General features: G+C 63.0%; 17 protein-coding genes. 2 read left to right on the top strand and 15 right to left on the bottom strand.

The genetic code is table 11. The features are described 5' to 3' along the window. Window positions 1-19: 19 nt before the first annotated feature. From ACSKT0_RS14295 to ACSKT0_RS14285, 3 genes are read right to left on the bottom strand one after another with little or no spacing between them, the layout of a single operon-like run. Window positions 20-1,027 (bottom strand): ABC transporter permease, encoded by a 1,008-nt coding sequence (locus tag ACSKT0_RS14295; protein WP_437770393.1) that lies wholly within the window; start codon window positions 1,025-1,027, stop codon window positions 20-22. Then, on the bottom strand, window positions 1,024-2,574 hold the full coding sequence (locus ACSKT0_RS14290) for a sugar ABC transporter ATP-binding protein (RefSeq protein ID WP_437770392.1): 1,551 nt from the start codon (window positions 2,572-2,574) through the stop codon (window positions 1,024-1,026). The genes ACSKT0_RS14295 and ACSKT0_RS14290 overlap by 4 nt, the downstream gene beginning before the upstream one ends. Before the next feature lies 1 nt (window position 2,575). Beyond that, on the bottom strand, window positions 2,576-3,673 hold the full coding sequence (locus tag ACSKT0_RS14285) for a sugar ABC transporter substrate-binding protein (protein WP_437770391.1): 1,098 nt from the start codon (window positions 3,671-3,673) through the stop codon (window positions 2,576-2,578). A 141-nt stretch (window positions 3,674-3,814) separates the two neighbouring features. Between ACSKT0_RS14285 and ACSKT0_RS14280 the strand changes: the two genes are divergently transcribed. Next, entirely contained in the window at window positions 3,815-4,615 is an 801-nt protein-coding gene (locus tag ACSKT0_RS14280) for a FadR/GntR family transcriptional regulator (protein WP_437770390.1), read from the top strand. 770 nt (window positions 4,616-5,385) lie between these two features. On the opposite strand, the gene ACSKT0_RS14275 is transcribed toward ACSKT0_RS14280, so the two are convergent. The 7 genes from ACSKT0_RS14275 to ACSKT0_RS14245 all read right to left on the bottom strand — a co-directional run bounded on the left by ACSKT0_RS14275 (window position 5,386) and on the right by ACSKT0_RS14245 (window position 13,865). Then, complete coding sequence (locus ACSKT0_RS14275; RefSeq protein ID WP_437770389.1) at window positions 5,386-6,609, bottom strand: serine hydrolase domain-containing protein; 1,224 nt, start codon at window positions 6,607-6,609, stop codon at window positions 5,386-5,388. Further along, the gene (locus ACSKT0_RS14270; RefSeq protein WP_437770388.1) at window positions 6,606-8,222 is read right to left on the bottom strand and encodes a biotin carboxylase; all 1,617 of its coding nucleotides are present in this window, start codon (window positions 8,220-8,222) and stop codon (window positions 6,606-6,608) included. Before ACSKT0_RS14270 ends, ACSKT0_RS14275 begins: the two co-directional genes overlap by 4 nt. A 51-nt stretch (window positions 8,223-8,273) precedes the next feature. Continuing rightward, window positions 8,274-8,474, bottom strand: a complete 201-nt coding sequence (locus ACSKT0_RS14265) for a hypothetical protein (RefSeq protein WP_437770387.1) — start codon at window positions 8,472-8,474, stop codon at window positions 8,274-8,276. Window positions 8,475-8,570: 96 nt separating this feature from the next. Beyond that, a complete protein-coding gene (locus ACSKT0_RS14260; RefSeq protein ID WP_437774034.1) occupies window positions 8,571-10,217 on the bottom strand; it encodes a flavin monoamine oxidase family protein in 1,647 nt (548 codons plus the stop codon). A gap of 68 nt (window positions 10,218-10,285) precedes the next feature. Beyond that, window positions 10,286-11,107 (bottom strand): nitrilase-related carbon-nitrogen hydrolase, encoded by an 822-nt coding sequence (locus ACSKT0_RS14255; protein WP_437770386.1) that lies wholly within the window; start codon window positions 11,105-11,107, stop codon window positions 10,286-10,288. Next, a complete protein-coding gene (locus tag ACSKT0_RS14250; protein WP_437770385.1) occupies window positions 11,104-12,372 on the bottom strand; it encodes a M20 family metallo-hydrolase in 1,269 nt (422 codons plus the stop codon). The genes ACSKT0_RS14255 and ACSKT0_RS14250 overlap by 4 nt, the downstream gene beginning before the upstream one ends. 5 nt (window positions 12,373-12,377) lie before the next feature. Beyond that, a complete protein-coding gene (locus tag ACSKT0_RS14245) occupies window positions 12,378-13,865 on the bottom strand; it encodes an amino acid permease (protein WP_437770384.1) in 1,488 nt (495 codons plus the stop codon). A 178-nt stretch (window positions 13,866-14,043) separates the two neighbouring features. On the opposite strand from ACSKT0_RS14245, the gene ACSKT0_RS14240 reads away from it, so the two are divergent. Beyond that, a complete protein-coding gene (locus tag ACSKT0_RS14240) occupies window positions 14,044-15,243 on the top strand; it encodes a helix-turn-helix domain-containing protein (RefSeq protein ID WP_437770383.1) in 1,200 nt (399 codons plus the stop codon). Window positions 15,244-15,389: 146 nt separating this feature from the next. Here ACSKT0_RS14240 and ACSKT0_RS14235 read toward each other — a convergent pair whose 3' ends face one another. The 5 genes from ACSKT0_RS14235 to ACSKT0_RS14215 form a co-directional block, all read right to left on the bottom strand. After that, window positions 15,390-16,184: an amino acid ABC transporter ATP-binding protein gene (locus ACSKT0_RS14235; RefSeq protein WP_437770382.1), complete on the bottom strand. Its 795-nt coding sequence runs from the start codon at window positions 16,182-16,184 to the stop codon at window positions 15,390-15,392. Continuing rightward, window positions 16,181-17,137 carry an amino acid ABC transporter permease gene (locus ACSKT0_RS14230; protein ID WP_437770381.1) on the bottom strand — a complete coding sequence of 319 codons (957 nt, stop codon included), beginning with the start codon at window positions 17,135-17,137 and terminating at the stop codon, window positions 16,181-16,183. Before ACSKT0_RS14230 ends, ACSKT0_RS14235 begins: the two co-directional genes overlap by 4 nt. A gap of 6 nt (window positions 17,138-17,143) precedes the next feature. Then, window positions 17,144-18,091, bottom strand: coding sequence for an ABC transporter substrate-binding protein (locus ACSKT0_RS14225; protein WP_437770380.1), 948 nt, complete (start codon window positions 18,089-18,091; stop codon window positions 17,144-17,146). A gap of 126 nt (window positions 18,092-18,217) precedes the next feature. After that, entirely contained in the window at window positions 18,218-19,195 is a 978-nt protein-coding gene (locus ACSKT0_RS14220; RefSeq protein ID WP_437770379.1) for an NAD(P)/FAD-dependent oxidoreductase, read from the bottom strand. Continuing rightward, complete coding sequence (locus ACSKT0_RS14215; protein WP_437770378.1) at window positions 19,192-19,575, bottom strand: RidA family protein; 384 nt, start codon at window positions 19,573-19,575, stop codon at window positions 19,192-19,194. The genes ACSKT0_RS14220 and ACSKT0_RS14215 overlap by 4 nt, the downstream gene beginning before the upstream one ends. Window positions 19,576-19,872: the final 297 nt, after the last annotated feature.

The raw sequence follows: 19,872 nt of genomic DNA, 5'->3' as shown, positions 1-19,872 counted from the left end.
CCTTGGTGGTTTCTGGTTTTTATTTGGAGGAGTTGGGGCGGCGCAGCCTGACTGCGGGCCGGATTCCGGGGAGCCGGGTCAGGGCGGCGATGATGATGATGCCCTTGATGATGTTCTGGTAGTACGAATCGATGTCCAGGAGGTTGAAGCCGTTCTGGAGGGTGGCCAGGATTGCCACGCCGACGGCGGTCCGCCAGATGGCGCCCTTTCCTCCAGTCAAGGACGTGCCGCCGACGATGACAACAGTCAGGACATCGAAGACCAGGTTCGGGTTGAGGTTGGGTTGTGCCGAACCCAGTTGCGAGGCCGTGACGACACCGGCGATGCCGGCGCACAGCCCCGAAAGTGTGTAGGTGCTGGCCACGACGCCGCGGGTTCGGATACCCGCGAGACGGCTGGCTTCCTGGTTCCCTCCGACCGCGTAAACGGATTGCCCGTATGGCGTGAATGCCAGGATGCAACCGGCCAGCAGAAGCAGGACGACCAGAAGCATCCCCGAATAGGGGATCCCGGCGAGCCGTCCGCTGCCGAGTTCCTGGAACGGGGCGAAGCTCACGACGACGGCCCGGTTTCCCGTGATGACCAGCGTGGTGCCGGAGATGATCAAGGAACTTCCCAGGGTGGCGATGAACGGGTTGACCTTCAGCCCGGTGACGATCCAGCCGTTGATGGCTCCGGCGGCGATGCCAGCTACGGCGGCTGCGGTGAAGGCCACGATCGGGGCTTCCGTCCGGCCGACGGTTGCCGCGATGACGGCGGTAAGGGAGTAGATGGCCCCGACCGAGAGGTCGAATCCGCCCGTGATGACCACGTACGTCATCCCGATTCCCATGATGGCCACGGGAGCCCACTGGCTGACGATATTCATCAGGTTCCCCCCGGCGAGGAAGCCCGGTTGGGCGATGCTGATGAGGGCGACCAGGACCAGCAAGGCCGCCAGAACGCCGTAACGGCGCAGGGTTGGACCTATCCGGGGCGTCTGCGCGGGCGGAGACATCCTGTTCTTTTGAAGTGTTGTCGTGCTCATGATGCTGCCATATCTGTTGTTGTGGGCCCGACGCTTCCTGGCATCGGCGCGGTGTAGGTGTGGGTGAGGATGTCCTGGACGGTGGAGCCCGCCGGTAGTTCGGCGACCGCACGGCCGGAGGCCAGGACGATGATCCTGTCGCTGTACCGGGTGACCTCGTCCAGGTCACTGCTGCACCAGATGACGCACAGCCCTTCGTCGGCCAGCTTGCGGACCGTGCCGAAAATCTGGGCCTTGGCGCCGATGTCGATGCCTCGCGTCGGTTCGTCCAGCAGCAGGCAGCGCAGGCCGCGGTCCAGCCATCGGGCCAGGACGAGCTTCTGCTGGTTTCCGCCTGACAGGGTTCCCGCCGGGCCGTTCAGCCGGTCCGGGTTGAACCCCATCCGGACAGCGCCGGGACCTGCCCATCCCGCGAGGGCGCCGTTCCGGAAGGGACGGCGGCCCGATGCTTTGGTGAATTGGCCCAGCGCAATATTCCACGCAGCGCTGCGGTCCAGGACCAGGCCCTGTTCTTTTCGGTCCTCCGGGGCCAGGGCGATCCCGAGCCGGATTCCGTCCCGCGGGGAACGGGGCCATGGCACCTGCTTTCCGTCGAGCGTGAGCGTTCCGCTTGTGTGGCGGTTCGCGCCGGCCAGTGTCCGCAGCAACCTGGTGCGTCCTGAACCGACGAGTCCGGCCAGGCCGATGATCTCCCCTTCTCGGATGTCCAGTGCCGGCAGATCGACACCGGGGGCCGTGAGCCCGCGGACACTCAGGGCGATCTTGCCCTTGGTGTGTCCCGGGGAGGTGGGTTGGACCTCGGCCGGGGTGCCGCCGAGCATCGCGACGATCAGGGAGGGTTTATCCCAGTCGGCAGTTGGTTTGCTGTCGATCACGGCTCCCTCGCGCAGCACCGTGATCGTGTCGGCGATGTCCAGGACGTCGTCGAGGTTGTGGGATATGTAGACAACCGAGCACCCGGCGGAAGTGAGTTCCTTGATGGCTTGGTGGAGGGACCGGCTGTCTTCCGGGCCAAGCGAGGCCGTGGGCTCATCCATGACGATCAGGCGACGGTGGCTTGCCAGGGCCCGCACGATTTCGAGCATCTGTTGGTTGGCCGTGGACAGGTCTCCGGCACGCGCCGCAGCGGGTATGGAGGTACCGGCCGCTGCAGCGGCCTCCCGGTATTGGGCAAGGGCAGCCGGGCGGTCGATGAAACCAAACCTTCGCGGCGGTCTGCCGAGCAACACGTTGGCCAGCGCCGTCATTTCCGGGACGATGGTCAGCTCCTGGTAGATTACCGCGAGCCCCGCCGCCGCAGCCTTGCCGGGCTGCCCGCCGTCGAGCTCCTGGCCCCAGATACTGACCGTTCCGCTGTCCTGCTGGACTGCGCCGGCCACGGTTTTGATCAGCGTCGACTTTCCAGCCCCGTTTTCCCCGACAAGTGCATGGATTTCACCTGCCCTGACCGTGAGGGAGACGTTCCGCAGGACCTGGATATCCCCGTACTGCTTGTTCACGCCCTGCACGACGAGCGCGTCGGCAGCGGTGGATGGGTGGGCCCGCATGTCAGTACTCCGGGTGGAATTTACTTGCATTGGCAGCGGTGATGAAGATCGAGCCGGGCCCCTGCGTGACGGCCGGGGCCTGGGCCAGGTACGCGAAGCCGGGCGTGCTTTCGCCGCTGGAAAGGGCACGGACCAACTGGGCGACACCGTAGGAGGATTCCTCGTAAGGGAGCAGCACCGATGTTGACGTCCAAGCCCCGGCGGTTACCTTGGCCACGCCTGCCGTGGTGCCTCCCACGCTGTAGATGCGGACGTCCTTCCCCGGGGTCTTTCCGGCGTCGTGAACGGCCTGTTCCACACCCCGGGTCATGTCATCCCAGGAGGAAATCACCAGATCAATACTGCGGTTCGCGCTGATCGCGTCCTGGACCACCGAGAGGGCCTTGGCGGGGTCGAAGTTCCCCGGCTGGTCGGAGACGACCTTGACGTTCGGGTATTTCGCGGCCGCCGTCTTGATGGCGGTCTCCCAGCGGGTGAACAGGTCGGATCCGACGAAGCCGCCGACGGCGACCGCATTGCAGGAAGCGGTGCAGGACTTGAAGGCGTTTTCGACGTGCTCGGTGAAGAACTGGGTGGTCTGCATGCCGACGAATCCCGCGGTCCCCGGCGTGTAGTCGGGGTTGCCGCACATGGGGCTGTTGATGGTGCTGACGGGCTTGCCGCTGGCCTGCAGCAGGTGGAAGTCCGAGCATCCGGGGGCGTCGGCCACGGGCGAGAAGATGTATCCGTCGAATCCTCGCTGCACGGCGTCCTGGACCTGCTGCAGCTGGGCGGCCGGATCGAAGTTCGCATCAAAGACGGTCAATTGGACACCCATTTTGGCGGCCGTCTCCTGCGCCCCCTTCAACCGGGTCTGGCAGTAGGCATTCGCGGCTGCGCATTCCGCGAGGTATACCACCTTCTTCCCGGTTGGCGCCTTGGTCCGGGCATCGACGAACTTCAGGGTGGTGCTCATGGCTTCGGTGCTGGCCGCAGATCCCGATCCGGCCGCCGTGGCTGGTGTATCCGTTGCGGCTTTGGGAGGCGCGGTGCAGGCGGTGAGGGCGATTGTGGACACGAGTGCAGCGATCCCCAACGCTGTGCTGATCTTCAGAGTCATCGGTTTCTCCAGGGGGTTGGATCGGGTGGTTCCCGCAACGATTGTTGGGGGAAGGTCAATGTCTAACTTTGGACATTATGCAAGGAGTATCCTTTCCTTGTAAAGGGGTTTCCACCGATGTGAAGGTAGGGTGCGTTAGCGATGCCAGAAGAGTTCGTGCCGGTTCAGCTCGGCCGCAAGGACGCGTCTGGGCAAATTGCCCGCCAGCTGCGAAGGGCGATCAGCGTCGGCCAATGGCTGCCGGGTGAGCGGCTGCCCTCTGAGTTGGAGCTGGCGGAATCATTCGATGTTGCGCGCGCCACCGCAAGGGAAGCGCTGAAGATCCTCTCAGCCACCGGATTGGTTGTGTCGTCCCGGGGTAGCAGGGGAGGGACCTATGTTGCGGTGCCTGATGCTGAGACCGTCGCCGAACAGCTCAGTGACGCAATCCGCTTGTGGTACCGGGCAGGCAACGTCTCCTTGCATGACGTGGATGAGGCCCGCTGGGTGCTGGAAATGCAGTGCGTTGACTTGGCCGCACGCCGGCGCACCGAGGAGGACCTCGAGGCGATTTACCAGCCGATACACCTCGCGTCGAACCCCGACCTCGATCTCGATGAATGGCTCCAGCTGGACATTGAGTTCCACACGGCGATCACCAGGGCTGCAAAGAACCAGATTCTCGAACTCGCCATGATGTCCGTGCATCTAATGCGGCCGGCGACCAACACTGTCTTCGTCGATCTGCTGGACCGCGAAGCCGTGTGGGCGCAACACACGGTTATCTACCAGGCCATAGCGGACCAGGACCCGGAAGCCGCCCGGGCGGCATTCCAAAGCCACGTCGGATACCTCGACGACACCCGGCGCAAGGCACTGGCGGACATCAGCGCCACGGACGTTTTCGTGGCAACCCTGCCCGACTCGAGCCGCCTGGCAGCGTCAAGACCCCGCGCCGACTAAACGCCCCCGCTGCTGCGCGACTGCAGCCGTGTGTGGTCTTTGCCGCGCCTCAAACCCAAAGCAGTCGGCCTAGCGTCGCGATGCACTCCTGCGGGAGTGCACAGTCTTCTCACGTCTCGACAACGAAAGGAACGATCCGATCATTGTCGAACCAGTCTGGAACGGCGCCGTCATCGCGGAGTCGGATGGACCCGTCCGGTCGCGGGGCCATTAGTTCGATGCGAAGCCGGGGGCAACCGGCACCTGACGGACAGCGAGATGTACTCGATCTGCCCATGGAAAGGCCGCGCCAGCTGCCACAGGCTCGGAGTCAGAGGTCTACAGAACACGGAAGACGCTTGGTACTAGCCCGACCCCAAGAGGCGGGCGCTTCCCATCAAGGACTGCGTCGCCTTCAGGCGCGAGGTCACCATCGAAGAATAAACCCGGCCTAGCCCTCGTCCATCAAAGGTTGGGATATCGGAGGCAATCCGGTGTCGCCCTGCTTGTCTTGAAAACGATCGTTCGCACTACATTCCAAGCCATGTTCGAAGAGGCGCGGAAAGTGCGCCGGGGGCCTGAGGTGTTTGGCGACAACAACGCACGCCTGCTAGACGCCTGAGCGTCATCTCGAGCGGGATGGCTTTGGTGATGGCGCACGCGCTCAAAGCAGCAACCATGGAATCGACATTTCAATGACCTGCATGATGTGCCGCCTCTCAAGGTTTCCATGGGTATGGTTTGTATTTGTCACGCCGGGCGCGGTGCCCGTTGTGCCGTGCGTCTACGTCTCATATGACCGCGTCCGCGATTGCGTCGAAGGCGTGGACTGTGGGGAAGAGTTTGGTGGCGTCTTGTGGGAGCGGCCAGCTGGAAAGTTTCGCGGCGATGATGTCGGCTGCCCGGTTTATGTAGATCATTTGTCCGTGGATGCCAAGACAGAGTGTGACGTTGTTATCCGGGTAGGGGAACCACATTTGGTTGCGGTACATGCCCCCGGGCATGCGGTTGTCGCCGGGGCTGGCTGCGAAGGCGGCGCGGGAGTCGTGTCCGCCGTCGAAGGTGTCGTTGATCCAGGCGGGGGTGAGGATCTGTTCTCCGGTGAGGGCGGTGCCTCCGTTGAGGAAGAGGCTCCCGAAACGGACCATGTCGCGGAGACCGGCGTTGATGCCGCCGTCGAACATCCCCGTCCCGTTGGAGTCGATGCCGATGGTGGCGTCGGACTCGGCGCCGAGTTTGGCCCAGAGGGTTTGTGACATCAGCTCGGGCATGCGCATGCCGGTTGCGGCTTCGCAGATCCAGCCGAGCATGTCGGTTTCGCAAGAACGGTATTCGAACGGGCCTCCGTGTGGCGCCTTTTGTTTCAGGGTGAGGAGGAACCCGTACATGGTGGTCGGTGCCGGCGGCCCGGTGTGGGTTGCCCAGCCAATGGCTTCTTCGAGTTTCCGGACTTCGGCGTTTGGGTCAAGATAGTCCTCTGAGAAGTGGATACCAGAGCGCATGTCCAGCAGCTGTCGAACGGTGGCACCTGCGTAGCCGGTCTCTGCAAGGGGCGGAACGTAAGCGGTCAGCGGTTGGTCGGGGTCGATCGCCCCGGAGTCCGTCAGCGCACCGACCACAGCGCCTACCAGGGATTTACTGACGGACATCAGCAGGTGTGATGATTCCGGGCCCATGTTGCCGAAGTACTCCTCGACAAGTACGCGGCCCCGGTGGAGGACCATCCAGCCGTCGGTCTCGGTGTCACGGATGATGTCAGCCACTGTGCGGTGGGACCCGCCTGGTGCCTCTGGGACATGGATGGTCGACAGGTCTGTTGGCGCTTCTGGCAGATTGGCAACCGGGCCCCGCCCACGGGAGATTGTCGCCGTGGGCAGGATGTCCGCGACGTGCTGGAAGCTCCAACGAAGGTTGGGCTGGCTTTGCCAGTTGTCCAGGGTTATGCCTTCCGGGACCAGACTGGATTTCCAGTCAACTGTGGGTCGGTACGTCGTCTCGTTCATGGCGTCGCTCATCGGGACTTTACTCCACCAATTTCTGCGGCGTCCACAACAGGGACGCCCACGTATTTTTCACGGATGGAGTCGATGAGGTGTCGTGCACGAATTGTCAGTGCAGACCCGCCGTTGGGCGATTCGCGCTGGAGCCGACCCCTGGTGACGAGCACGCCTAGGTCAGCGCCCTTCCAGCGGAAGTCCCCGGGTCCGTAGATCCGAAGGAAGAACGCTTCCGACTCATTTTGGAGCTGGTGCCAGTCCAGTGCTGCCCGTCGGAATCGCAGGGCGCCGCTCTCATCCAGGTAGTACTGCCCGGTGTCCGGTGCAGCGACCAGTTGTTCGACCACGGGGGCGGTTTCCTTGATGATCATCTGGCTCCAGACATCAGCGGAGGCGAGCTCTTCCCAGCGTTCGTTGATTTCGGCCACGTCCAAGTCAAAGTCGACGTCCATGAACTCGAGCAGGTGGAACAGGAACAGTGGAACGTCGGCGTAGGCGCCTGCGGTGACGTTGGTGATGGCGGAAGCGCCGCTGATCCTGGGGTTGAGTTCCCCCAGGTAGACCTCTTCGGAATCGAGGTCAACGAGCACGTCCACTTCGAAGAAGCCCTGGTAGCCTTCTTGGCCCAGGCGGCTGCCGAGCTTCCGGACCAGTTCCGTGGCTTTGCGGCGGCGTTCGGAGGTCAGTACCTGTTCATACATTTCGTTGCCGCACCAACCGCCGCGGTAGGGTGTGAGCTGCTCGAAACCGGTGAGCTCGGTCATGAATGGACCGACGACCGTTCCGCAACGGGTTATGACCGCTTCGACCGCCACTGGAAGGTTGTTGATCCGGCGCATCAGCTTGATGTCTTCACCACGGATGTGGTCCTGGTGCTTGTCCCAGTCCTCTTCGGACGCAATGAAGAATGTCGTCTTGCCCGAATCCCCGTACGGCGTCTGCACCACCCAGTCCGTGCCCAGCCCGGCAGCTGAGGCAGCGATGACGAGACTTTCCCAGTTCTGGACATTTGTCAGGACATTGGGCACGCTCGGAGCGCCGGCCTCGTTTCCGAGGGTGGTGGTCACAATCTTCGAATCCAAGCGGTCCCTCAACGCCGCCGGCGGCAAGATCAGGTCGTACCCCAGTTCATGGCAGATGTTCTCCGTCTCTTCATCGAAGAAGACCATGGCAACCTTGGGCCGGATCCCCGCAGGGGTTGACCGGGACATGTACGCCCGCACTTCCGCGTTGTTGAGGAGCCAATTGTTGATCTCCTCGCCGTTGGCAAACTCTTGGTAGGGCTTGACGGTGGGTGAGAAGACCCGGGGGTGCGCACCATTCCAGGCATCGTAGTAGGTGATGTAGCTGAATCCCCTGACCCAACGGTCCAGTCCCAGCAGGTTGAAGGGCGTCGCGCCGATGAAGAACACCGGCACGCTGTTCGTGCGGAAAAAGTGCCGGACCTCTGAAATGTTACGCAGCGCACGAGACGTCCCGCCATGGACCGTCGCCGACGCGGAAGCAGCATCGGTGCCCACGCTGGGTTCAGGTGTGTCAGGCAGTGGCGGAAGTACCGCCTTCAAAGAGGGCAAGCGGCCTCGGCTCGATGCCTTGCGGTTCTTGGTTGGCCTGCGCCGCTTGTGAGTCATGGGTCCTCCTCGTAGTTGTGGAACTTCAGGTGAAACAGCGGTGGGTATGGGTCAGCCGCAAGGGATGATCAGCACCCCATCACGGTGGTCAAACAAATGCCGGCTTCCGACGTCCAGCCGCCGGACCCACACAACCCTGGAATCCTGGGTCATAGCATCAACAACGGCCCCGTAGCTCGTGCCGTCCGGGCCGATAACGTCAACGTCGATTTTCGGTTCCAAGTTGCTCCAGTCCTGCGGGACGTGGGACACATGCTCTCTTACGGAAATGACTCTCTTCAACGGGATGACTCCTGCGTGATCGGGCGGATGGGCCGGGCGAACGCCGCGGCCCATCCGGAGGGAGCCTCAGGGGAGGCGGATTGGCTTGAGTTCTTCAAAGCGGTCACCGGGGCCGGGGTTCTCTGCCGGGGATGAGCCGCCGAGCTGGTTCATCACGCCCCACACGGCGTTGATGCCCGTGGTCACGGCCCCGTCGGCCCAGCCTCCGGTCCAGGAAACGTCGTCGCCTGCGAGGAAGATGCCGCGGTGTTCCGGCAGGTGACCTTCCTGCATGAAGTGGGTGTAGAGCCGTTCCTGGTAGCGGTAGTGGCCGGGGAGGTTGTCGCTGAAGGCGCCCATGAAGTTGGGATCGTCCTCCCATGAAACCGTAATGGGGTCGCCGATGATGTGCGAGGCAATGTCCACCGTAGGGTAGATCTGTTTGAGGGAGTGGAGCATGAGCCGGACCCGCTCATCGGCGTCCAGGGGGAGCCACTTGAGGGCGTCGTCGTTCCAGGTGTAGGACAAGCAGATCAGGGCAGGCTGATCCGGGCCGTTGTCCAGGAGGTAGGTTCCGCGAGTAAGTCTGTCCGTGAGTGTGGTGCTCATGACCTGGCGTCCGGATTCGGGGTCGATGTCCTTCCAGAACGGCCGGTCGACGACTACGAAGGTCTTTGACGACTGCATGTAATGGCTGCGTTCGATCGCGGTCCAGAGCTTGTGGCTGAACAGCGATTCGTCGACGTCGATGCGCGCCGAGAGCAGCCAGCTTTGGCAGGTGGCGATGACTGCCGGGAATTCGGTAGTTCGTCCCCATCGGTCCGTGACGGCGATGCCATCGGCGGCGCCGCCGTCGTCCTTCACACGCGCGACGGCGGCAACGGCCCCACGGGGGTGGCCGCCGTGCAAGGAGGCCAGGCTGGTGCCTGCCGGCCAATGTGCCAGGCTTTCGGGAGTGTGGTTCCATAGCCGTTCCGGGAGAAGCTGGGCGCCGCCGATGATCCGGTGCTGCTCGGCGTCGGCGTCCACGTACACCACGCGGAGGATTTCGAGGAAGGAGTCCGGGAAGTTGGTGTCCCAGCCGCCGGTGCCGAAGCCGACCTGCCCGAAGGCCTCGCGGTATTCGAACGGCAGCGCGGAGAATGCCCTCGAGGTGGCAAGGTAGCCGGAGAAGGAGACATCGTCGAACTTCGGGACCAACTCGTTCCAGAGCTTCTTGATGGTGGCAAGGTCGCGGTTCCGGATGGCTTCCTGCATCGCCGTGAAGTGGGCGCGTTCCTCGAGGCAGTCGTCCCAGGCCGCGGCGACGTCGCCGAAGAACTGCGGAAGATCCGCGGCGGTCTCGGCGTAGTGCGCCTGGCCGCCGAGTTCGATGACCGTGCTCCCCGCCGCAGGGGTGAGCGGATTGGGGAAAGGCTGGGTTTCGATCCCCACTTTGTCGGCGTAGTGGAAGAAGGACCGTCCCGAGCGGGGGAAGCGCATGCCCCCGAGATCCGCCACGGGGCCGGACTGCCCGGGCTGGGTTCCGCCGCGGAGGCGCCCGCCGATCCTGGAGGATTCGTAGATGACCGGCTTGAGGCCCATTTTCATGAGTTCGTAGGCGGCAACCAGCCCGGACAACCCGGCCCCGATGACGGCCACCTCGGTGCCGTACATATGTTCCGGCACAGCCCCGAGGCCGGCCGGGTGCGCGAGGAAGTCGTCATAGGGGAACGGGAAATCCGGGTTGAGCATGGTGATGGGTGCCGCCGCCGGGACGGAGCCTGCTGCGGGGGTTGTTGCTGCGATGGTCACTGCTGTCCTTACAGGTGTGAAGAGGGGATGGATTGCGTGAAGCGGGCCAGGTAGTCGGTATCCCTTCGGGCCTGGACCAGGGTCTGCAGGCTAATGTCGGCGACGATGAGTTCGCCGTCATCGGCTGCTGCCGAGAGCTGCCTTCCGTAAGGGTCGGCGATGCTGCTCAGCCCTGCGAAGTTCGGGCCGGCGTGGTTCGCATAGGCGATGAAGAGCTGGCTTTCGAGCGCGCGGGTGGGGACCACCATGGCTGGGATCAGCCGCGTGTCGAACGGTTGCTCGCCTGCGTCGTCCCCGGTCCGGAAGGGGACCGCCGTCGGCACGCACAGTAGCTCGGCGCCCGCCAGTGCGGCGGACCGCACGAACTCCGGGAACTCGACGTCGAAGCAGATCCCCAACGCGATCTTGACGCCGTTGAAGTCGACGACGGCGGGCGCCTCGCTTCCGGGCGTGAACACGGAGTTCTCGTCGGTGCCGAACAGGTTCTGCTTGCGGTAGCGGGTCAGTTCCGCGCCGTCGGGGCCGAACAGGGAGGCGCTGATGTACTGGGCGCCGTCCTCGTGTTCGACGGTGGAGGCCACGAGTCCGATGCCATGCTCGACGGCGATTGCGGCGAGCTGCTCCCGCTGTGCGACGCCGTCGGTGGCGTGGACCAGGGTTGGCGCGTAGCCGCTCGTGAACAGCTCCGGGGTGACCAGGAGCTCTGCGCCGCGTTGCCGGGCCTCATGCGCCCGGGCTGCGATGCGGCGGAGGTTTTCGGCCGGCGAACTAACGAGGCCGGTGGCCTGGAGGACGGCAATACGCAAATCAGGCCCGTGCGCGAGTGTCATTTCGCCCCGTCCAGGTCTCCACGGCAGAGGCGGGCGACGACTTCGGTGAGCATGTCCACCCCGGCGCAGGCGTCGTCGTCGTGCGTGAACTCGCGCTCGTTATGCGAGATGCCGTCCACGCTGGGGACGAACAGCATGACCGTGGGAACGATGTCCTTCATGTTGATCGAATCGTGGCCGGCCAGCGTGAACACCGGCGTGTTGCTCAATTCGAGCTTTTCGGCGCATTCCCGGGCCAGCTCGACCCCGGCGGGCTGGTACGGGTTGATGCCCCAGGCATGGGATTCCTCGACGTCGATCGCGACGTTGGTTTCGGCCTCGATGCGGGAGATGCCGGCACGGAGCAGCGTTTTGGCTGCGGCCAGCACGTCCTCGTCTGCGGTGCGCATGTCCATGACCAGTTCAACCTTGGACGGAACCACCACCGGGGAGTTCGGGTAGACGCTCAGTTGCCCCACTGAAGTGTGCAGCACAGCTCCCGGGAAGCGGTCCGCGATCTCGCGCAACAGGACGACAAGCCGGGATGCGCCAAGGAGGGCGTCCTTGCGGTCGGCGATCACGGCCGAACCGGTGTGGGCCTGCTCGCCATGGACGGTGGCGCTGTATTTGGCTGCTGCCCAGCAGGAGTGGACAAGTCCTATCGTGGTTCCGGAGTCCTCCAGGGATCGGCCTTGTTCTATGTGGATCTCGGCGTAGGCAGCCGCCTGGGGGCCGCTGCCGGTGCCGAGCTGGCCGATGGCGGACAGGGCCTCGCGCACGGTGACGCCATCGACGTCGGTAATGGCGAGGGCCGTTTCTGCCGGCAGTTTTCCGGTGTAGACGGAGCTCCCCATCATGGAAGGCGCGAAGCGGCAGCCCTCTTCGTTGAACCAGTCGACGACGGCCAGGTTGTACTTGGGCTTCTCGCCCGGAACGGCGGATTCGGCCAGGCGCCGGCCGGCGTGCAGGGCGGCAGCCACCCCGTAGGCGCCGTCGTACTTGCCGGCGGTCGGCTGGCTGTCCAGGTGGGATCCAACCAGGACGTAGGGCGCGCCGGGCGTCCATTCCAGGAGCGCGTAGAGGTTGCCTACCTGATCCGTTTCGGTGCGGAAGCCGTACTGGGCAGCCAAGGAGGTGAACCACGTGCGGGCCTGTGCGTCGGCGGTGGTTGCTGCCTGCCGGTCTACGCCATGGCCTGGGGTCTCGCCAATAGCGGAAAGGCTGCGGAAGTCGCGGAGGAAGGCCTCGGCGTCAGCTGTCGTGGTGGTGCTTTCAGGGGTGCTCATGGTGATCAGCTTTCCTTCGGATCGTTCTTAGTGGGGTTGGAGAGGACAGGGAGCGCATGGCTTCCCGGGTTGACGAGAGCGAGTTCGTTGACGCGCTTCCTGACAGCGAACCAGCCGATCACCAGTGCAGGGATAAAGATGACAAGGGCTGCCACCGTGTAGGTGCCCACAGGGAAGTCGAACAGCATGAGGACCAAGACCCCGCCCAGGAAGGCCAGCGTCAAGTAGGACGTCCAAGGAGCACCCAACATCCGGAACGATGGGCGCTGCATAAGCCCCTTCTGGGACAGCCTGTAGAGCTTGAGCTGGCACAGGACGATGGTGCCCCAGGTGCACAGGATGGCAAGGGCGGTTGCATTAAGGGCGATCTCGAAGGCCATGGCAGGGACCACTGCGTTCAGTCCGACCCCGAGCAAGGTGATGGCGGCGGTGAAGAGGATTCCGCCGTAGGGGACGCCGCCGCGGCTCATGCGCTCCATGAACCGGGGGGCTGCGCCGGTTTGGGCCATGGATCGGTAGATGCGTCCGGTCGAATACAGGCCCGCGTTCAGGCTGGACAACGCTGCGGTGAGGACCACGAAGTTCATGACGTCGCCCGCGCCGGGGACCCCAATGGCCGCAAAGAAGGTCACGAACGGTGATTCGCCGGCTTTGTAGGCGTTGAATGGCAATAGCATCGCCAGCAGTGCCGAGGATCCTACGTAAAAGATCGCTATGCGGAAGATGACGGCGTTGACGGCTTTGGGCATGACCTTGTGGGGGTTTTTCGCCTCGCCGGCGGCGACGCCGATGAGGTCGATACCGGCGTAGGCGAAGACGATGCCCTGGACGATCACGATGGCGGGAAGCAAGCCGTTCGGCAGCAGTCCGCCATTGTCTGCGATCAGGGAGAAGCCGGGGCTGTGTCCTGCAACCGGGAAGTTGCCGGCGAAGAAGATGCCACCGACCAGGAGGAAGGTGACCAGGGCGCCGACTTTGATGACTGAGAACCAGAATTCGAGTTCGCCGAACAGCTTCACTGAGATGAGGTTCACCGCGGTAACAACCGCCAGCGCAGCAAGTGCCAGGGCCCATTGGGGGAGGCTGCTGAAGGCTGTCCAGTAATGGAAGTAGACAGCAATGGCGGTGATGTCCACGATGGCCGTGAGCGCCCAGGAAATAGCGTATACCCAGCCCGAAACGTAGGCTGCCTTCTCACCGTAGAATTCCCGGGCGTAGGAAACGAAAGATCCGGAAGAGGGGCGGTGCAGGACCAGCTCGCCGAGTGCACGGAGGACGAAGAACGCGAAGATGCCACAGATGGCGTAGATGATGGGCAGGACGGGGCCCGCGGAAGCCAAGCGGCCGCCTGCACCTAGGAACAACCCTGTTCCGATGGCACCGCCGATGCCGATCATCTGGATCTGCCGGTTCGAAAGGCCCTTCTTATAGCCTGCTTGTTCGTCCACGCGGACCGCCGTTGGTCGCTCCTGGACTGGATCTGCTGTGCTCATGGAAACTCCTGGATGTGATTGCCGCCACTGGGCGACAGGTATCGATCATTCCAGCGGATTCGACTCCCGCCAATGACAGGGAGTAGCGGAATGGAGAGCAAAAATTGGATGAAAGTACAGTGCTTTTTGCGCAAGTCGGAGCCATCCTATTTGTACGTCAAACGTGGAGGGGAAGAAATTGATCGAAGACGCACAGTGGCAGCGGATCATCGAACTTTTGGCCGGTCGCGTGCCTGAACTTGCGGAGAATTTCCTGGGCCGGATTCTCCTGGATCCGGCCTATTCGGAATCCGGACTGACTTTGGAGGACTTGAGGAGCAGCAGCGAGAAGTGCTTCAACGCGATGCTTGAATCCTTGGCCAAAGGCGGCACGGACATGACCTCGTTGGAGTCGCTGGCTGCTGAGCTGGGCGCCAAGCGCGCACAGCAGGGGATCCCCTTGGAGAGTCTGGTGCGGGCTATCCGGACAGACTTCTCGGTGCTCTGGGAGGCGCTCTCGGCACCGTCCCTTGGCGTCAATCCAGGGCTGTTGGTCCGCAAGACAGAACTGGTCTGGCAAGTAGTGGACACCTTCGCGGTCCGGGTCAAGGAAAGCTACGTCGCAGAGGCGGAGGATCTGGAGACCGCGACCGCGGATCTGCAGCATCAGTACCTCACCAAGCTCCTGGCAGCTGCCGAACCGTCGCCGTCGGACGCGCTGCGCATCGCGGGTGCCCTCAAGATCGACCCTGGCGCCGAATTCCTGGTGGCTGCCATCAGCAGGGACGACAGCCTCACGTTACGCCGGCGGCTGGGGAGCTTGTCTGCACCGCGAGCCGTAGTGGGGTTTGCCTTCGACCAAGGGCACCACACGATCGTCATTCTGCAGCGAAAGCAGGGCCTTCGTCTCCACTTGGCGTTTGACGAGCTCGCTCTGTTCGAAGGACTCGCCGCCGGTGTCGCCCCCATCGCCCAGGGCATCGCCGGTGTCCGCATGGCGGTGCTTGCCGCCCGGGAGATCATGGCCGACCTTGCGGTGGGTGAAACCGGTGTTTTTCGGCTCGAGGATCGTTGGGAGTCCGTGACGCGTTATCGTCTGGCGCAAGTAGGATGTGATCCGGCCTTTCTGGTGGACCCGTATCTTCGCCGCTGCTCCCCTGGGGAGCGGGAACGATTGTTGGAAACGGTGACGGTCTTCCTGGACTCCGGTAGCCTTTTGGAGACCTCGGCGATCCTCGGATGTCATCGGAATACGATTGTGAATCGCTTGGCTTCCTTCGAAAAGTACACCGGGCTTGATCTTCAGAAACCTCGCGGGGCGGCTACCGCGTTTTTGGCGCTGTCCAACCTTCGGAGTCCTGGTTCAGGCCGGAAGGTGACTTCTACGGCCCGGCAATAGCTACGGTGCAAGCGGCTGGTCCATAGTTGCCGCGCCCTTGCTGGAGAACGACGGCCCGGGCCGCTTCATGGTGTGGCTGGATTTTAAGCAACGAGGACGCTGACCGCCCGATGGTGACGGTCAGCATCCTCGTTGTAGCTGGCGTCCTACTTCAGGACGCTTTCGATGAACGCTTTGGTTCGGTGGTGCTGGGGGGCGCCGATGACCTGCGTCGGGTCGCCCTGTTCGACGACGACTCCTCCGTCCATGAAGACGACCTGGTCCCCGGCTCCGCGCGCGAAGCCTATCTCGTGGGTGACCACGATCATTGTCATTCCTTGGGTGGCCAGTGCACGCATGACATCCAGGACGTCCCCGACCAGTTCGGGGTCCAGCGCCGATGTCGGTTCGTCGAAGAGCATCAGCTTCGGATCCATGGCCAATGCCCGCGCGATCGCCACTCGTTGTTGCTGGCCACCGGAGAGCTGGGCCGGGTAGTGGCCGGACCATTCGGAGAGGCCGACCCTGTCCAACAGCTCCATGGCCCGTTTCGAGGCCACGGTTTTGGATTGGCCTTTGACTCCGGTGGGCGCTTCGGTGATGTTTTCGAGGGCGGTCTTGTGCGGGAACAGGTTGAACTTTTGGAAGACCATGCCGATGTTCCGTCGCTGCTTGGCGATGTCCTTCGGGTGCATTTCGTAGGTCTTGTCACCTTGCTGGCGGTAGCCGATGAGGTCATCGTCAACATAGATGCGGCCACCGTCAATGCTCTCCAGATGGTTGATGCAGCGAAGGAGGGTTGATTTTCCGGAACCGGAAGGACCCAGAAGACAGGTCACTTCCCCTGCTTTGACGTTCAGGGAGATGTCTTTGAGGACCTCGTGCTTGCCGAAACTCTTTCGGACGTTTTCGATACGTACCAGCGGTTTGATGCCGGTGGTGGGGTGTGATTTGTCGCTCATGGCTTCACCTGCATGGTCGGGGTGGGGCGTGTCCTGTTTGCCAGCGCCGCACGCAGGCGCTGTAGCGGGGTGGGGGGCAGTGTTCGGGAAGCGCCCCGGCCGAAACGCCGTTCCAGGTAGTACTGCGGAACGGACAACACGCTTGTCATGAAGAGGTACCAGATGCTGACAACGACCAGCAGCTCCACCTGCTTCAGGTTTTGCGCGGAAATGAGGGAGGCCTGGGTGTAGAGCTCCAGGACCGCGATGACCGAGAGCAACGACGTGTTCTTCAGCATCGAGATCAGTTCGTTGCCCATCGGCGGGATGATCACACGCATGGCCTGGGGCAACAGGATCCTGCTGAAGGTGTACAGCGGTGACATGCCGAGTGAATACGCGGCCTCGCGTTGGCCCTCGTCGACGGAGAGCATTCCTGCCCGGACAATTTCGGAGGAGTACGCTGCCTCGTTCAACGTCAGCGCCAGGAAGCCGGCAACGAATGCCGTGATCAGCGAGTTGGTGTCCACGGACCAGAAGACAATGTCAGTCAGCGGAATACCCACCGATAGTCGGCTGTACAACAAGCCAAGGTAGCCCCAGAGCACGATTTGCACCAAGAGTGGGGTGCCGCGGAACAACCAGACGTAGAGCCAGGAAAGCGCAGAGAGCACCGGGTTGGTGGAGAGGCGCATGGCTGCGATGACGATCGCAAGAATCGTCGAAACCAGCATGGACAGCACCGTCAGCACGAGTGTCAGCCAGACGCCCGCCAGAATGTGGGTATCGAACAAGTACCGGGTGATGGCCGGATACTCGATGTTCTTGTTGGTGAGCAGGGATTGAATGAACAGGGCGACAACAGCCAGCAAGACGACAGCGCTGATCCAGCGCCAAGGTCGCCGCAAAGGAATCGCTGGGGCCGCATGGAGGGAACTGGCTGTCACCGTTCCCGTGGACATCGGGGAACTCATGGGAGGCTACTTTCCCTGGTTGACTGCGGCCGACGGCACAGCGTAGGACGTCAGCGAGTAGCGGTCCAGGATCTTCTTGTACGTGCCGTCATCAATCAGCGCCTGGAAGGCGGCGCGCAATGCCTCAGTGAACTGGGGGTCGGTGTTCAGGTTGCCCATGCCGCTGAAAACGGGCAGGTATCCGGCCGGGAATTCGGGGTCGCGGACCAGTTCAAAAGCCTTGCCTTGGCCAGCCGTCTTGACGACATATTCGGCAACGGGAGCATCGACGACGTAAGCCTGGCTCTTGCCGGCACGCAAGGCAGTTTGAGCGTCGAGATCGGAGGGAAGCTCCAGGACCTGGACTCCGTCCTTCCCCTTCGTCTTGCATTGTGGTTCAAGGCCCCGCAACAGGTCACCCTGCACCGTGGCCTTCTGGACGGATACCGTCTTGCCGCAGAGATCCAGCAGGGCCTTGACGTTGTCCGGGTTTCCGGCCTTCACCAGGATGATGAAGCCGCCGTGGGTGTAGTCGACAAAGTTCAGCGTTTTCTGCCGTTCCGGGGTGTCGTTCATGGCGCTGAGGATGACGTCGTACTTCTTGGACAGCAGTGAGGGAATGATCGTGGAAAAGGCCTGCTGGTTGTAGGACACGGGGATCTCTAGCTTCTGCCCCAGCGCCTGGGAGAGGTCATAGTCGAAGCCTGTGGGCTTGCTGTCCGTGTCGTACATCGTGTACGGCGGGTACGGGATGTTCCCGGCGGCCTTGATTTCTCCCTTGTCGCGGATGCTCTTGGGCAGCAGGGCGGCGACTTTGTCGTCCTTGGTTGTCTGGATCGGCGGGTTGGGTGCCACAGCGGATGAGGCTGTTTCTTCCGGTTTGCTGGCCTCCGCCGCGGGGTTGTTGGAGCAGGCGGTGGTCATCAGTGCGCTGGCGACAGCGACGGCGGCCATCGTTGCGGTGAGCTTTTTCATGGGGATCCTTTCATAGGTGGTGCACGGCACTGTTCGGCATTGAACGGTGCCGGTTGGAGTGGTTCGAAAGTGCAGGTTAGGGGTGGCCGGGCGCCCGTATCGTAGGCCCGGGCCGGCAATGGTGCGCTAGTTGCTGGGGTGTTGGCTTGCCGTGTTGATCAGCTCGAGGGTGGCATTCGCCACGCCCCAGGACACGGTGACTCCGGAGCCGCCGTGTCCGTAGCTGTGGATCACCGGAATTCCGTTCTCATCCCGCAGCTCGAGTCGAATCAGGTGCCTCCCGGGGCGCAGTCCGACTCTGCTGCCCAGGAATGTCCCTTTGGACAAACCGGGAGACAGGTCCATGGTGGTCTCAAGGATGCGCTTTTGTGTTTCCGGATCCGGGGCCAGGCTGGCGGCCCCTGTTTCGGCGGTGCCTCCGCAGATGATCTCATCTGTCCGGGGGATGATGTAGCTGGGCCCTGCCGGGTTGGCGTCGTCGATGATCCACCGGTCCACCTTGGTATTGCCGATGATGGCGACCTGTCCTCGCACCGGGTACATTCCGTCATCCGGGTGCAGTCCGAGGCTTTGAAGCCCGGTGGCCAGGACGATCACGGCCCCGGGGTCCGCTTCCAGGACAAGGGAACGTGCGGTACGCCATTCCCATGCGACACCGAGTGCTGTGCATTCCTTCTGCAGCCACTTGAGGTATGTCGGCATCGTGGCGATCGGTACGGTACACACGGTCCCGCTGGACGCGCCGCGGGGCAGTTCGGAGAGCAATGCCGGCCGGTTTCCCGCGACAGTTTCCGGCCAGGCCAGGGGAGCGGACCCTTCCCGGTTCACGACAATTCCCTCTCGCATCTGCACGCCGGCTTCCGGGGTGGTGTCGGCAAGCCGGGCCAGGATGTCGAACGTGGCGGCCGCCCAGGGATTGATCCAGGCGGCGGGTTCGGCGTGATAGGGCGCCCAGATCGCTGCGGCAACCGCAGAAACAGTCTCTTCGGGACGTTGGGCGGAAATGACCTTCACATCATGGCCAGCGTGGGCGGCTGCCAGTGCGGTGGTGAGGCCGATGACTCCGGCGCCGATCACGACCACTTTGGGTGCCGGGGTGGTCACGCCGCGTTCCTCAGAGCGGTGGCCTCGATTTCAAAGCGGAAGGAACCAACGAGCCCGCTCACAATAGTCGTCCTGGCGGGCTTGTCGCCGGGAAACCAGTTGACGTATTCGTCGTTGAATTCAGCCAATTGTGCGGCGTCGGTGAGGACGCAGAACGTGCGGACAACGTCCGCCATTGAACAGTCTCCGGCCCGGAGCACTTCCCGAAGGTTCCTGAAAGCCTGTCTGACTTCGTCGGTGAATGATTCCGGAACGGTGCCCGTGTCCGGATCAATCCCGACCTGTCCGGAGGTCAGGACGAAGTGCTCGGTGGCAATTGCCTGAGACAGCACCGGCAGTGCAGGGGCGTCGGGAGTGTGAAGAATGCGTGATTGCAGCAAGGAGATTCCTACCTTGGGTGGGGCGCTGGGCGAAATGGGGCCTGGCAAGTTCATTGGAAGCGCGGCGACGGCCGCTTAGACCACAGGTGTGAGTGATGCCACATCGGCAACACTGTTGATCTTTCCAAGGTGCGGAAGCGAAGCCAATGGCAGGAAAGCCAATCGGCGCCGCGAAATAGTGTACGAAGAACTACCTTGAGTGCATGGCCGGACCCGAAGCTGTGAACTCCGCACGAGTCTGCCGGAGTAATTCCGTCCGTTGCGGATCGCGCCACGCGAGCAGGGCCCACTCAATCT

The organism is Arthrobacter sp. KNU40 (assembly GCF_051515115.1).
Taxonomy (GTDB): domain Bacteria; phylum Actinomycetota; class Actinomycetes; order Actinomycetales; family Micrococcaceae; genus Arthrobacter.
Note: the sequence above shows the minus strand (reverse complement) of the source record. Positions and strands in the feature narration are given on the sequence as shown.